This window comes from Pseudomonas sp. LBUM1668 (assembly GCF_059695715.1).
In genome coordinates, this window is sequence record NZ_CP166787.1 from 2,542,899 (window position 1) to 2,557,822 (window position 14,924).

12 protein-coding genes are annotated in these 14,924 nt (G+C 59.3%); 8 read left to right on the forward strand and 4 right to left on the reverse strand.

What is annotated here, in order from left to right:
• Positions 1-15 precede the first annotated feature (15 nt).
• The 3 genes from ACA061_RS11480 to ACA061_RS11490 all read left to right on the forward strand — a co-directional run bounded on the left by ACA061_RS11480 (position 16) and on the right by ACA061_RS11490 (position 3,660).
• On the forward strand, positions 16-630 hold the full coding sequence (locus ACA061_RS11480; RefSeq protein ID WP_210555163.1) for a biliverdin-producing heme oxygenase: 615 nt from the start codon (positions 16-18) through the stop codon (positions 628-630).
• A complete protein-coding gene (locus ACA061_RS11485; RefSeq protein WP_210555164.1) occupies positions 627-2,864 on the forward strand; it encodes an ATP-binding protein in 2,238 nt (745 codons plus the stop codon). Before ACA061_RS11480 ends, ACA061_RS11485 begins: the two co-directional genes overlap by 4 nt.
• 208 nt (positions 2,865-3,072) lie before the next feature.
• Positions 3,073-3,660: a LysE family translocator gene (locus tag ACA061_RS11490; RefSeq protein WP_497301602.1), complete on the forward strand. Its 588-nt coding sequence runs from the start codon at positions 3,073-3,075 to the stop codon at positions 3,658-3,660.
• 99 nt (positions 3,661-3,759) lie between these two features.
• On the opposite strand, the gene ACA061_RS11495 is transcribed toward ACA061_RS11490, so the two are convergent.
• Together ACA061_RS11495 and ACA061_RS11500 are read right to left on the reverse strand one after the other, a co-directional pair.
• Complete coding sequence (locus ACA061_RS11495) at positions 3,760-4,593, reverse strand: AraC family ligand binding domain-containing protein (RefSeq protein ID WP_497301925.1); 834 nt, start codon at positions 4,591-4,593, stop codon at positions 3,760-3,762.
• Between the two features lie 35 nt (positions 4,594-4,628).
• A complete protein-coding gene (locus tag ACA061_RS11500; RefSeq protein WP_150618176.1) occupies positions 4,629-5,132 on the reverse strand; it encodes a VOC family protein in 504 nt (167 codons plus the stop codon).
• 144 nt (positions 5,133-5,276) lie between these two features.
• Between ACA061_RS11500 and ACA061_RS11505 the strand changes: the two genes are divergently transcribed.
• Complete coding sequence (locus tag ACA061_RS11505) at positions 5,277-5,669, forward strand: GFA family protein (RefSeq protein WP_150618177.1); 393 nt, start codon at positions 5,277-5,279, stop codon at positions 5,667-5,669.
• Positions 5,670-6,238: 569 nt separating this feature from the next.
• Here ACA061_RS11505 and ACA061_RS11510 read toward each other — a convergent pair.
• Complete coding sequence (locus tag ACA061_RS11510; protein ID WP_497301604.1) at positions 6,239-7,069, reverse strand: alpha/beta fold hydrolase; 831 nt, start codon at positions 7,067-7,069, stop codon at positions 6,239-6,241.
• A gap of 262 nt (positions 7,070-7,331) precedes the next feature.
• On the opposite strand from ACA061_RS11510, the gene ACA061_RS11515 reads away from it, so the two are divergent.
• From ACA061_RS11515 to ACA061_RS11530, 4 genes are all read left to right on the forward strand, one after another.
• Positions 7,332-7,787: a (2Fe-2S)-binding protein gene (locus ACA061_RS11515; protein WP_007965305.1), complete on the forward strand. Its 456-nt coding sequence runs from the start codon at positions 7,332-7,334 to the stop codon at positions 7,785-7,787.
• A 20-nt stretch (positions 7,788-7,807) separates the two neighbouring features.
• The gene (locus tag ACA061_RS11520; RefSeq protein ID WP_497301605.1) at positions 7,808-9,970 is read left to right on the forward strand and encodes a xanthine dehydrogenase family protein molybdopterin-binding subunit; all 2,163 of its coding nucleotides are present in this window, start codon (positions 7,808-7,810) and stop codon (positions 9,968-9,970) included.
• A gap of 1 nt (position 9,971) precedes the next feature.
• A complete protein-coding gene (locus ACA061_RS11525; protein ID WP_497301606.1) occupies positions 9,972-10,550 on the forward strand; it encodes a hypothetical protein in 579 nt (192 codons plus the stop codon).
• Positions 10,551-10,612: 62 nt separating this feature from the next.
• Complete coding sequence (locus ACA061_RS11530) at positions 10,613-11,578, forward strand: GGDEF domain-containing protein (protein WP_497301607.1); 966 nt, start codon at positions 10,613-10,615, stop codon at positions 11,576-11,578.
• A gap of 148 nt (positions 11,579-11,726) precedes the next feature.
• Here the strand turns inward: ACA061_RS11530 and ACA061_RS11535 are convergent, their stop codons facing one another.
• Positions 11,727-14,879 carry a hypothetical protein gene (locus ACA061_RS11535; protein WP_497301608.1) on the reverse strand — a complete coding sequence of 1,051 codons (3,153 nt, stop codon included), beginning with the start codon at positions 14,877-14,879 and terminating at the stop codon, positions 11,727-11,729.
• Positions 14,880-14,924 lie beyond the last annotated feature (45 nt).

The following is a 14,924-nucleotide window of genomic DNA, read 5'->3' on the forward strand; positions in this document are numbered from 1 at the left end:
CCAAGAGCGACATACATGCAAGCAAAGGCCCGTGAGGTTTATGTGCCACCGGTGCTGCAAGATTTGCGGGCCGGTACTGCCGAACTGCACATCGCACTGGAAAAACGCCTTCCTTTTTTCTCCGATACGCTCGATATACCTGCTTTTGAGCGCTTGATGGCGGCCTATCACGGCTTCTATTTTCCGCTGGAAAGCGCATTGCAGCGCAGTGGTTCAGTCCCCGACGATTTCGACCTGACGCCACGCCTCAAAACCTCGACATTGCGCGGCGATCTGCAAGCGTTGGGGTTAGCGCCCGCTTCGCTGGAAAACCTGCCGATCTGCGATCAGTTGCCCGTGATTGATTCGAGCGCCGCGTGCCTGGGTGTGCTGTACGTGCTCGAAGGCGCAACCCTCGGCGGACAGATCCTGCGTCGAGAAATCTCCGCACGGTTGGGCCTTGAAGCAGACAACGGCGCTGCCTTCCTCGATGTCTATGGCGCTGCCACCGGCCGTCGCTGGCGCGAATTTATCGAGTACCTGGGCAATCGCCCGATGGACGCCGATGAGCGCGAAGCCGTTGTGATCGCGGCGCAAACCACATTCAGTTGCTTCGAGCGCTGGCTCGATTGCCAGGAGGTATTGGCATGAACCCGCAAGACAAGAAAGATTTTGAAGAGCTGCTGGCCAACTGTGCTGACGAGCCGATCCGCTTCCCCGGCGCAATCCAGCCTCACGGGTTGCTGCTGACGTTGAGCGAACCGGCGCTTGAGATCATTCAGGTCAGCGCCAACGTCGAAACCTTGCTGGGCCGTGCGCCAGAGGCGTTAATTGGCCAGCCATTGGTGGATTTGCTGGGTGAAGTGCACACAGCACAGGTGCGTGAGGCCTTGCAGCAAGCGGCGTTCTTCGACGCGCCGCGGTTGTACCTCCACCTTAATGGCACCGCGTTCGAGGGGTTGCTGCATCGACATCAGGGCGTGTTGATTCTTGAGCTGGAGATTCACGTCGAAAACTTCCAGCCGCGCAACGTCGCCGGCAATCAGACAAACCTGGGGCGCATGCTCCAGCGTCTGCAAGCGGCCACGACTTTGCAGGCGCTGTACGACATCAGCGTCAAGGAAATCCAGGCGATGACCGGTTACGACCGGGTGCTGATCTATCGTTTCGAAGAGGAGGGCCACGGCCAGGTCATCGCCGAAGCGTCCGATCCGTCGATGGAAGTCTTCAACGGCCTGTTCTTCCCGGCCTCGGATATTCCCGAGCAGGCGCGCGAGTTGTATCGCACAAACTGGCTGCGCATCATCCCCAACGCCGACTATCAACCGGTGCCGCTGGTGCCGAAGTTGCGTCCGGATACGCAGACGCCGCTCGATCTGAGTTTCGCGACACTGCGCAGCGTGTCGCCGATTCACTGCCAATACATGAAGAACATGGGCGTGCTGTCGTCGATGAGCATTTCCCTGCTCAAGGGCGACAAGCTCTGGGGTTTGATCAGTTGCGGCAACCGTCAGCCGCTGCATGTACCGCATGAATTGCGTATCGCGTGCCAGACCATCGGCCAGGTGCTGTCGCTGCAGATCAGCGCGATGGAGGCGCTGGAGGTCAGTCGCCAACGTGAAGAGAAGGTCGAAGCGCTGGCGCTGCTCAATCAGGCAATGATCGATTCGCCGCAAAATGTCTTCGACGGCCTGGCCAATCAGCCACAGGTTCTGATGGCGCTGGCCAATGCCGGCGGTGTCGCAATCATTGAAGACAAGCAGTTGCATCGTTACGGCAACTGCCCGGAACCGGAAGAAATCCGCGCCCTGCACAAATGGTTGCAGGACAGCGCTGAGCCGGTGTTCGCCAGTCACCATCTGGCCAGCGTTTATCCACCCGCCGCGCAGTTTCCCCAAGTGGCCAGTGGCGTACTTGCCATGAGCCTGCCAAAACCGGTAGACAACGGCGTGCTGTGGTTCCGTCCGGAAGTGAAAGAAAACATCAATTGGAGTGGCGATCCGCGCAAGCCGCTGGATCTGGAAAATTCTGATGCGGGCATGCGCCTGCGTCCGCGCACCTCGTTCGAAATCTGGAAGGTCGAGATGGCCGGGATTTCCGCCAAGTGGAGCCATGGCGACTTGTTTGCGGCCAACGATTTGCGTCGTTCGGCGCTGGAAAACGATCTGGCCCGTCAGGTACGGCGTGAGCAGGAGGCCGTGCGTGCCCGCGATGAACTGGTGGCGGTGGTTTCCCACGACCTGCGCAATCCAATGACCGTCATTTCGATGCTCTGCGGCATGATGCAGAAAGCGTTCAGCTCCGACGGCCCGCACACCTCGCGGCGAATTTCCACGGCCATCGACACCATGCAACAGGCGGCCGGGCGGATGAATACGCTGCTGGAAGACTTGCTCGACACCTCCAAGATCGACGCCGGGCGCTACAGCATCACACCGCAGAAACTCGACGTCAGTCAGATGTTTGAAGAGGCGCAAGCCTTGCTCGCGCCGCTGGCACTGGACAAGGACATCAGCATTTCCTTCGCGGCTGATCCGGATCTGCGCATCCATGCCGACCCGGAGCGGCTGTTCCAGGTGTTGTCGAACCTGGTGGGCAACGCCATCAAGTTCACCCCGCGTCTCGGCACGGTGGGCGTGCACGCGAAATCAGTTGGCAATCAAATCGTCTTCACCGTGCGCGACAGTGGCGAAGGTATTCCCAAGGAACACCTGCCTCACGTGTTCGACCGTTACTGGACGGTGAAAGAAGGTAATCCGACTGGCACCGGCCTGGGTTTATATATCAGCCAGGGCATCGTCGAGGCTCATGGCGGCCGGATCTTCGCCGAGAGTGAACCGGGGCAGGGCAGCGAGTTCCGCTTCACCGTGCCCCGCCTCGATTGATCCAATTGCCTGCACTTCGCCCCTGTAGGAGCTGCCGCAGGCTGCGATCTTTTGATCTTGATTTTAAAAAACAAAGTCAAAAGATCGCAGCCTGCGGCAGCTCCTACAGGGGTTAGTCGTTTCAGTTTCAGGGTTATTTTCTTCAATACCGCAAATAAGACGCTGGTTACCTTGAGCACCTTGTTCCTCGTTTTGAAGCAGGTGTGCGATGAGTCTTGTTCTTTCGATGGCGGCGTTTGCCCTGGCGGCGTCCATTACTCCCGGCCCGGTCAACATCGTGGCGCTGAGCTCCGGTGCGCAGTTCGGCTTTCGCGCCAGTCAGCGACATGTCGCCGGGGCGACGTTGGGGTTTGTGCTGTTGCTGGTACTGATGGGATTGGGCTTGCACGAAGTCCTCAAGCTTTGGCCGTCCATGACTCGCGTGGTGCAACTGGCCGGGGTGGCGTTTCTGCTGTTCATGGCCTGGAAGCTCGCGACCGATGACGGGCAACTGAATGCCGGCGACTCGGGGCGTGCGCCATCCATGCTCTATGGCGCCGTCATGCAATGGCTCAATCCGAAGGCCTGGCTGGCTTGCGTCGCCGGCATGGGCGCGTTTGTTGCTGATGGCGAGGCACGATTGGTCTGGCAGTTTGCGGCGGTGTATCTGGTGATCTGCTATGTATCGGTGGGCTGCTGGGCGTATGCCGGTACGTTTTTGCGTGGGTATCTGGGCAATCCGGCGGGGATGCGCCTGTTCAATCGGCTGATGGCGGGGTTGTTGGTGGTGAGCGCGGTTTATCTGTTGCTGCCGTAGTTTGCTTGAAGATCAAAAGATCGCAGCCTTCGGCAGCTCCTACACCGATCCCTGCAGGAGCTGCCGAAGGCTGCGATCTTTTGATTTTGAACGACCCGGTCAGCCGCGATACTGGCCGGGCGTCGCCGCCAGATGCTGCTTGAACGCCCGTTGGAAATGCGCCTGATCGGCAAATCCCGCCTCTAGTGCCACATCGGCAATCAACTGCCCGTTGCGTAACCGCTCGCGAGCGAACTGGATGCGTTGGTTGACCAGAAAAGCATGGGGCGTCATGCCGAAATGTTGCTTGAAGGCGCGGATCAGGTAGGACGGTGACAGCTGCGCCGCGCGACAAATGTCATCCAGGCTCAGCAGATCGGTGCAGTGTTCACGGATGTAGTCGGCGGCGCGTTCAAGCTTGAAGTTCGGTTCGCGCAATGGCGGTTGCGCCGGGTTCAGGCGCAATTGCAGATCGGTGAAAAACTCCACCGCTGCGCTCTGTTTGCGCAAGACATCCTGCTGGTTATCGACCAGTACCTCATACAACCCGTTGAGATCACGGAACAGCCCGGCGTCGTCGAGATGGGTGGTCGCGAAACGCCGGAACTCAAGCTCGGCGGCAAACCCCAGTTGATGCTGCAAGTCCGTCAACCACGGTGTCTCGACGTAAAGCATCACGTACGACCACGGCTGATCATCGATCGGATTGCACGCATGCACATCCCCCGGATTCATCAATACCACGGTGCCCGCCGCCACCTCGAACTGCGCCTGTTCATGCACATACGTGCTGCGCCCGGCAGTGATCGCACCAATGGAAAAATGCGCGTGGGAATGCCGCGCGTAGCACACCTCGCGACCATCGGCGATGGCCCGCGCCTCGATGAACGGCAGGGCCTCATCACGCCAGAAGCGCGGGGCCTTTTCAGGGTTTTTGGCGGCAGCGTGTTTCATCATCGTCCTTCCCGGCGGGCCAGCGTCCGAGTGTATTAGCTCCGGCCGGCAAAGGCTCGTTCCAGTTCGGCGATGTCGAGTTTTTTCATCGTGAACATGGCCTGCATCGCCCGTTGCGACTTGCTGGTGTCCGCATCCAGCATCATCTGCATGAAGGCCACCGGCACGATCTGCCACGACACGCCAAACTTGTCCTTGAGCCACCCGCATTGCTGGGCTTCTACGGGGCCTCCGGCAGAAAGGTTGCCCCAGAAATGGTCGACTTCTTCCTGATTCTGGCAGTTGACCTGGAACGATATGGCTTCACTGAACTTGAACAGCGGCCCGCCATTGAGCCCGGTAAAGGTATGCCCATCGAGTTCAAAGCTGACGGTCATCACGGCACCTTCCGGCTGCCCGTGAAATTCCTGGCCGACCTTGCTGTAGTGGGTCAGACCGGTGATTTTCGCGTGATCGAAGATCGAGCAGTAGAACTTCGCGGCGGCTTCAGCCTGATTGTCGAACCACAGGCACGGGGTGATTTTTTGAAAGCGTTGCATGGCAGTCGTCCTCGGCAGGTAAGACATGCTGGATTAACAGCGTAGTCAGTCCTTGGTCGATTAGTGCTGCCGTAGATCGGTTTAAACTGGCTTGCGGGAATGTGTTTACGCACGGTACACACAGGTGAACAGAGGAGACCCACCATGGACCGATTCACTGGCGGCTGCCTTTGCGGCGACATCCGTTTCGAAGCTTCAGGCCAGCCCTATCGCGTGGGGCTTTGTCACTGTCTTGACTGCCGCAAACGCCATGGAGCGTTGTTTCACGCGTCGGCGATTTTTCCTGAAAGCGCAGTGACGGTTACCGGCGAAACGCGTGACTACAACGGGCGATGTTTTTGCCCTCGCTGTGGGTCTCCGGTGTTTACGCGTTCGGCTGATGAAGTTGAGGTGAACGTGGGATCGCTTGATCAGCCTGATCAATTCAAACCCACTTATGAGCTTTGGACTATTCGGCGTGAGTCCTGGTTGCCGGCGCTGCCCGTTGCTCACCATTACGAGCGGGATCGAGAGAGTAGCGGGCGTTCTGAGGATTAGTCGGTGACAGGTCAATTGCAGGCTTTTAGCTGAGCTTTTTTGGGTTTATTTGGGTGTATATCCGTTTTTTTGGTGATGGCTTCTTAGGGTTCCGCCCTTACGGCGGGTCACCTTTTCCAAACGCCGAAAAGGTAACCCAAAAGGCTTTGCCCTGACGTTCGGCCCGCTCGCTGGAGCTCGGGGTTCCTTCGCTCCGTGATCCATCCGGGGCATCGCCTCCGGTTTGCTTCGCTGCACCTCCTCTCGATGTTTCCCCCCGGATGAATCCCGGAACGAAGCCTGCCGACGGGCCATTTAGATCAATAGCTGCAGCCGAGCTAACGCTCATCCTGTGGAGTGGTGGAGGAGCAGAGCGGGGCGGTGTGTTACTTGTTTTGCTTTTTTGTGGGAGCCAGCCTGCTGGCGATGACGGCCTGATAGTTGGCCAATCTCGACAAAATGTACTCAAACCTTGTGGGAGCTGGCTTGCCAGCGATGAGGCCGGCAGCCTCGACATCGATAGTGCCTGACCTGATGCCATCGCAGGCAAGCCAGCTCCCACTGGGTCGGGTGTGTGGCTCGCGCAATGATCACTCGCGAATAAACGCCAACAAATCAGCATTAATCGTCGCCGCCTCAGTCGTCGGCATCCCGTGCGGGAATCCCGGATACGACTTCAACGTGCCATTTGGCAGCAATTTCGCCGACAAAGGCCCCGAGTTCTCATAGGGAACAATCTGGTCATCTTCGCCATGCATCACCAGTACCGGCACGGTTACGCGCTTCAAATCCTCAGTGAAATCGGTCTGCGAGAACGCTACGATGCCGTCGTAATGCGCCTTCGCGCCGCCAATCATGCCCTGACGCCACCAGTTGGCGATAACACCTTCCTGCGCTTTGGCCCCCGGTCGGTTATAGCCGTAGAACGGGCCGCTCGGTACATCGCGATAGAACTGCGCGCGATTGGCCGCGAGTTGCGCCTGCAAGTCATCGAACACCGATTTCGGCAAACCACCCGGGTTGCTTTCAGTCTTGACCATCAGCGGTGGTACCGCGCTGATGATCGCGGCCTTGAGGACTTTGTCCTGGCCATGGCGAGCGATGTAGTGGATGACTTCACCGCCGCCGGTGGAGTGGCCGACATGCACGGCTTTTTTCACGCCCAGATGGTTGACCACCGCCAGCACATCATCGGCGTAGTGATCCATGTCGTGACCGTCCCAGACCTGGCTTGAGCGTCCGTGGCCACGGCGATCATGGGCAATCACCCGAAAGCCTTGATCCAGAAAGAACAGCATTTGCGCATCCCAGTCATCGGAGCTGAGCGGCCAGCCATGGTGAAAGTGGATGACCGGGGCGTCCTTCGGTCCCCAGTCTTTGTAGAAAATTTCGACGCCGTCTTGGGTGGTGACAAATCCCATGTTCGCTACTCCTGACCAATGTGGAGGGGCGACCCGCGAGGTGTTCGCGAATCGGTTCGCTGGTACGCGTGTTGCGGTGGCGGCGCAGTGCGAGCCGTTATCAACTGTAGGATTAAAGACGACATGTGCATGACCGGCGGTCGCACCGTCTGGCTTGAGGCGCAATTTAGGCTTTGCTGAAAGGGATAAGCCGAGGCGCGCGCAGGCTTTTATGGCCGCAGTGACGCCCCTTCAGAACACCGTGAGTCTGAGGAAAACCCCGATGCTGACTTTGAATATCAATGGCAAGGATCAAGAACTCGATGTCCCCGCGGACATGCCGTTGCTCTGGGTCCTGCGCGATGTCGCGCACCTGACCGGGACCAAATTCGGTTGCGGCATGGCGCAGTGCGGCGCGTGCACCGTGCATGTCGATGGCGCGCCGCTGCGTGCCTGTATCACCCCGGCCACGGCCGTCGCCCACGGGCAGAAAATCCTCACCATCGAAGGCTTGTCCACGGATGGCTCGCACCCTGTGCAGCAGGCCTGGGCCGAACTCGATGTGGTGCAGTGCGGTTACTGCCAGTCCGGGCAGATCATGTCGGCCGCCGCCTTGCTGGCGAAAATCCCCAAACCTACCGACAGCGATATCGATCAGGCGCTCTCCGGCAATATCTGCCGCTGCGGCACTTACCCAAGAATTCGCGCAGCGGTCAAACGTGCGGCCGAGATCGGCTGAACCTGACGGGGAGATGAACGATGAACAGTCCCGTATCGCGTCGGGGTTTTCTCAAAGGCAGTGCCATGTTGGGCGGCGGTCTGGTGGTGGCGTTTGCCGTGCCCGGCGGCCATCGGTTTGCCATGGCGGCGGAGAATGAGGGCAAAGTCTTTGCGCCGAATGCCTTTCTGCGCATCGGCGCCGACAACAGCGTCACCGTGCTGCTCGGGCATTCGGAAATGGGCCAGGGCATCTGGACCGGCCTGACCATGCTGATCGCCGAAGAACTGGACGCTGACTGGTCGACCATCCGCGTCGAACATTCGCCCGCGTCGGCGGCGGATTACGGCATGCCCGCTTTTGGCGGCATGCAGATTACCGGCGGCTCGACGTCGACCTGGATGGAGTTCGACCGTTATCGGTTGGCCGGCGCAACGGCCCGGCAGATGCTGGTCGAAGCGGCGGCCAAGCGTTTTGACGTCGCGCCTTCGACGATTCGCACCGAATCGGGTGTGGTGATTGCCGGCGATAAACGCGCGACCTACGGCGAGCTGGCGGACGCTGCCGGGCAACTGCCGGTACCGGATCCGAAATCCATCACGTTCAAGGAGGCCAAGGACTGGAAAGTCATCGGCAAACCGACAAAACGCCTCGACACCCCGGAGAAAATCACCGGCCGCGCCAAGTTCGGCATGGACGTGCAATTCGAGGGTTTGATGACCGCCATGGTCGCCCGAGCGCCGGTTTTTGGGGCAACGGTCAAATCCTTCGAAGGCGCCCAAGCATTGGCGATCCCGGGCGTACATAAAGTGCTGCAGGTGCCGACTGGCGTGGCGGTGATTGCGCAGCATTACTGGGCGGCGAAGCTGGGCCGCGATGCGCTGAAAGTCGATTGGGATCTGGGGCCTCACGCGGATCTGAGCAGCGAAAAACTACTGGAAAGCTTTCGCAAACTGGCCACCACACCGGGCACTTCCGCCAGTCAGGCCGGGGATGCGAAGGGCAACTTTACCAACGCGGCGAAGAAGATCGATGTCGAGTACAGCGTGCCGTATCTGGCGCATGCGCCGATGGAGCCTTTGAACTGCACGGTGAAAATCAGCGAGCAGAAATGTGAAATCTGGACGGGCACGCAGTTTCAGACACTCGACCAAATGGTTGCCGGCAAAATCACCGGGTTGAAGCCCGAGCAGGTGGAGATCCACACGGAATTCCTCGGCGGTGGGTTTGGCCGCCGGGCCAATCCGACGTCGGATTTTGTCGCTGAAGCCGTGCAAGTGGCGAAAGCGGCGGGTCTGCCGGTGAAAACCGTGTGGTCGCGGGAGGACGATATCCGCGGCGGTTATTACCGCTCGATGTTCCTGCATCAGGCGCGAATCGGCCTTGGCGCGGATGGGCTGCCACTGAGCTGGCAGCATGTGCTGGTCGGGCAGTCGATCATGACCGGCACGTTGCTGGAAGCGACCATGGTCAAGAACGGCATCGACCCAACGTCCGTCGAAGGTGTCAGCGACAGTCCGTACGTCAAAGGTCTGGCCCACCATCAGGTCGATCTGCATTCGCCGCAGACCGGGATCAACGTGCTGTGGCTGCGTTCGGTGGGGCATAGCCACACGGCGTTTGTCATGGAGTCGCTGATCGACGAAATGGCCACGGCGGCGGGCAAGGACCCGGTTGAATACCGGCGAACATTGCTCAAGGAGCATCCGCGGCATCTCGGCGTGCTCAATCTGGCGGTGGAAAAGGCCAACTGGACAGCGCCGCTGCCGGACGGCCATGCCCTCGGTGTCGCGGTGCACGAATCGTTTGGCAGTTATGTGGCGCAGGTCGCGCAGGTCTCCCAGGACAATCTGGCGATTCGCGTGCATCGGGTGGTGTGTGCGGTGGACTGTGGCATTGCGGTCAACCCGCAGAGCATCGCGGCGCAGATGGAATCGTGCATCACCTTCGGTCTGGGCATGGCGCTGCACAGCAAGCTCACGCTCAAGGACGGTGCGGTCGTGCAGTCCAACTATCACGATTATCAGGTGCTGCGGCTCAACGAGATGCCGGTGGTCGAGGTGCACATCGTGCCCAGCAGCGACAAACCCGGCGGCATCGGTGAGGCCGGTGTGCCGCCGACCGCGCCGGCGGTGGCCAACGCGGTGTACGCCCTGACCGGGCAACGCTTGCGCGAACTGCCGCTGCAACTGTCGGGGGTGTGAGATGAAACGACATCTAGTCTTGGGAACGCTGGTGTTGGTCGGTCTGGGCGGCTATGCCTCGGATTTGTTCGCCGATGATCAGGAGGCCCTGAAAGCCTTCGGCACGGTGCAGAAGGTATTCCAGAGCCCGCGCTGCCAGAACTGCCACATTCCCGGCGATTCGCCGCTGCAATTCGACGCCGGCATTCCTCATGCGATGAACGTGGTGCGTGGTATGGACGGCAAGGGCGCCGCCGGTTTGCCTTGTGCCACGTGTCATGCTGACAACAATCCGCCGGCCAGTTACGGCCCCCATGCCCCTCCGGGGGCGCCGCACTGGAGCCTGCCGCCAGCGGCGCACAAAATGGCCTGGATCGGCCTGCCGCCAGACAAACTCTGCGCGATGATCAAGGATCGTTCGAGCAACGGCGACCGCGACTTCGCCGCACTGCTCAAACACGTCAGCGAGGACAAACTGGTGCTCTGGGGCTGGAACCCCGGCGCAGGGCGCGCGCCAGTGCCGGTGCCGCACGACATATTCGTCAGCCAGTTCAAGCTCTGGGCCGATGCTGGAGGGCCATGTCCGGTGGTGGGTGGTTGATTGAGTGAGTCCGGGTAGATTTAGCGCTACTCTTAGGAACATTGATGCCAATGGAGTGTGTGATGCTGGTTCCCGGAAAACCTGCCAATGAAGAGGCGCGCATCCAGGCGCTGCGTGGCCTCAATCTTCTCGATTCGGCTCCCGAAGAGCGTTTCGACCGACTCACGCGGTTGGCCAAACGCCTGTTCAATGTGCCGATCGCGCTGGTGACACTGGTGGACAAGGACCGTCAGTGGTTCAAATCCTGCGTCGGGCTCGATGCCACGCAAACATCGCGGGATGTCTCGTTCTGTGGTCACGCGATCCTCAGTGACGACCTGCTGCTGGTGCGCGATGCCCGCGAGGATGAGCGCTTCCATGACAATCCGTTGGTGATCGGCGAGCCGAACATTCGTTTTTACGCCGGCTATCCGCTGACCGTGCCCACAGGCAATAAACTTGGCACGTTGTGCCTGATCGACACCAGACCCCGTGATCTCGACGAAGAGGAGCGTGCACTGCTGCGTGACCTGGCCGAAATGGCCGAGCAAGAGCTGACGGCGGTGCAGATGGCGAGCATGGACGAGCTGACGCTGCTGTCCAACCGTCGCGGCTTCAAGCAGCTGGCCCAGCATGCGCTGGACGCCTGCGCACGCCTCAAACGGCCGGCAACGCTGCTGTTTTTTGACCTCAATGACTTCAAGCAGATCAACGATCTGTACGGCCATGCCGAGGGCGACAGTGCACTCAAGACCTTCGCCGATGTGCTACGCATCGCCTTTCGCGAGAGCGACGTGGTCGGGCGCTTGGGCGGCGATGAATTTGTCGCGCTGCTGACCGGCTCCAGCCATATCGAAACCACAGCGGTCATGGCACGCCTGAAGGAAATTCTCGAGGAACGTAACGCCACGCTGCATCGCGGCTACGCCATCCGCTTCAGCGTCGGCCAGATCGAATACGACCCGAAGCGCCATGAAACCGTGGATCGATTGCTGGCTGATGCGGATGGGGCGATGTATGCGCATAAGCAGGCGTTGAAGGGTATTTGATCCGTACCCCATCGCGCCCGTTGCTGGTGTGAAGATCAAAAGATCGCAGCCTTCGGCAGCTCCTACACAGATCCCTGTAGGAGCTGCCGAAGGCTGCGATCTTTTGATTCTGATTCCATAAAAACCGAAGGTGATGACTAAGGTTTCATCACTCCGACGGACTCAACGCCTGATAAAACGCCATCCACGTCGAGTGGCAGGTTTCGGTGTCCTTAAGATCGACGGCGGTCATTGCACGTTCCAGCGCCGCGGCTTCGTGCACTTTGTACAACTGGTTGACTGCGGCTTGGGCGATGGCGTTGACCTTGGCGGATGAAAAGGTGTCGGGGACCGTTACGGGCTGTCGTGCGAATGGCGCTCCCTCGACGGTGAGACGTTCAATCCTGACCTTGTTGCTTGCCGGGTTCTTGGGGCGAGTTCCTCGCAGGTATGCGTCCCCGTCGATTGCCAGTGAAGGCGGTGGCGCGCTGTCGGCTGTTGGCGCCAACAATCTCCAGTCGATATCCCTGCGCAACTGAACCTGCGAGTGTCGGACGAAGACTTCGAAGACCCGGGGCGTGTAGTCGCGTAGCAGCGCGATTATGGCGAACGGCCCCGTGTCGTTCCTCGGTTTGACTGCCGCGCCTGGCTGCGGCACCGGACTCAGTGCAAACAGCTCCAGTGTGGAATCTTCGATATCAATTCGTTGTTGCAAAGGTAGCTCGCAAAACGCCTCCTTGATCAAGGCCAGGCTGGCTTTTTTCATTTGAGCCAAACGGTTGGTGAGGACGAAAGAGAACTGCTCGCAGACCTTCTTCAATCTGGAAAACTGCGGCGTCATTGTTTCCAGATTCAATTGGGCAAGCCTGGAGTTCCAGCCCGTCATGTCGGGCATCAGTCGGTTGGCCATGTGCAGATCCACCAGGGAATATTGCGGCGGATCGGTTTGCGGTACCGCGATTGCGTCGGTCCAGACCAGCACCTTGTCTTCGAGGTGACGGTGATTGGGGAAAATGCTGCGCAGGTCAGCCAATGCCACCGTATAGGGAGTGGGAAAGACCGGGTGAAAACCGTCACGGCACAGTTGGTCCAGCTGTTGAGTGTGCGCGCGGAAGGCCGTGCCGGCCTTTTCCAGCGTGGACGAATCGTAGGTGCTGACGTCAAGGTCGGGCTCTGACCGGATCAAGCCTCTGGCGATGGTCCATTCGACCAGCACCAAAGTGCACGCGTGCCCGGCCCGAAAGGTCTGGAATTGAGGGGGTGGATGTTTGGCCAGAGTCATCAGTTGTTCGAATGTGAGCACCCGCGCCAGTCCCGCTTTTAACTGTTCGACGTACAACACCATCTGTTTGAGCATGACCCAACGGCACGAACTCATGTAACCGACGGACTCGGGAATATCCCGAACCAGAAACTCTGGCGCTATGCCCGATAGCATCAGGTGTGTGGCCAGTACTTTGTTTCTGACTTGCGTCAGGTCGGGTTGACCGTCGATAAAGCGGCGTACTTCGCTGAAACTCTCGCCCCAGAAAAAGCGGTCGTTCAAGGGTTGGCCAATGACCTGTCGGGTGTGTTTTCCCATACTCGGGTCGAGACTCAATATCAGGGCAGCAAGGACCAGGCGTTCGCGGTTTATCGCGTCGAGTGCCTTTGCCATGTCAGTCAATCTGAATTTGCTCAACAATTGGTTGCCAAGATCCTGAGCCCGGGGCGCGCTCAGGATCTGGTTGAACAGGTAATCCGCTTTCGCGCGCAGAGCGGATCGGGGCAGGTCGCTTGCAATGCCTTCGTTCAAATAGTCCATCAGCGGCGCTGAGCCTGATGGAAGAAACGCTGCAGTGGTGTCGATGATGAGCTGGCGTTCCTCGGAGGTGAACTGTTCAGTTTCATTTCCGGGAGGGCCCAACAGATACCAGTGGTCCATGTGCACCGGATGCAGTATCAGAAGGGTTTTTTCCCACTGCGCGGTGGTGCGGGCGGCGCCGACGTTTTCAGGTACGTCCATTTCGTAGTAGCGCATCATCTGTACCAGGCTGACTTTACCGTTGGTACGTATCTCTCCTCCTGCATCGCCCGCCAGGGTTTTTAGCTGCTCAAGCAACACTTTCAGTCCCGCGTGTCGCTCGACTTGCCGCTTCAGGGCAATCCACTTGTGGTTGTTGTCAGCGGTGCCTACCCGACCTGATTCGGTCACAAGCAATTGACTGTCCGGCGGGAGGTTTTTGCCTTTGAGAATCGCCTGAAAGGCCGGATTGGACCTGAACTTCAGCAGTGACTCCATGTGCCTCGCCACCAGTCGGCCCAACGTCGATGCAGGTTCCGGTCTGCTGAACTCCTCCAGACTGATCGCCTGGGAGCTGTCCTTGTTCCAGCTCAGCGCCTCCAGGCGCCCGATGATGTACTGACAGTTCTCGATGTCAGCAAACGCTTCCTGGTAGTGCCTGATGAGCAGATTGGTCTGCACGTAGCCACTGACAAAGGGTGGGAGTGGCCATTTCGCCTGGCGCAACTGCAGAATCAGCTCGCGGGTGTCCTTGGCATTGGCCGGCAGTTCGAAGCCATAGCGCGTTATGACGTAGCCGAGGTTGAGTTCAGACTCTGTCCTGGCAATTAAAGAGTCGGAGGTCAGCGATACCGACGTTGCGGCAATGCGAAACTGGACGAAAGGCTGTTTGCGCTCCTCTGCGGTCTGCAGGGCCTGCTCCAGTTCTGCCGCGATGACGCGATAATCTTCAAGCTGCGCGGTGCGCTCTTTGATCACCGCAGACGCCGTGTAGCCGTCGTTGTTGATCGGGGCAATTGCGCTGGTTTTCAGCTCATTGACAATCACCTGCGCCTGCTGGGTGTTTTGCGGTTCTGGATAGCCGTAGAACGCCAGCACCAGCCGGCGCGGAAAACGGGACTGCGGGTTGGCGGATTTACCGCCAATACAGGGCAAGCCGATCCCGGCCGGATCGATTCGTTGCGAAATCGACAACAGGACCGGCGCCATTTGCCACCAGCCGGAATCATCTTCCAGGGTGAATATCCTGAGGGCAGGCGTCGTTAGCGACGCAGTCAGGGCCTGCAATGTCTCGCCTTTGGGGCTGAACGTGTCGAGGTTGAGGTCGAACCGGCTGGCCCAATAGAGAAAGTCCGGGCGCTGCAGAGCGGTCCAGTAGAGTTCGGTCCAAGCGCGCAACAGGCAGCCGCGCGGAATCTCAAGGGTGCGCGAGGGCGCCGTGGCATTGGCGACGGGCACTGCGGTCAATTCGTCGATCAGGCATTGGATCAATGCCTGATCGCCCTGGTCGGCAGCTGGATCTGATTCGGTTTCGTCCATCAGTGTTCTCCTATAGGCGGTTGAAAACCGCTGAGCGCCGATTGT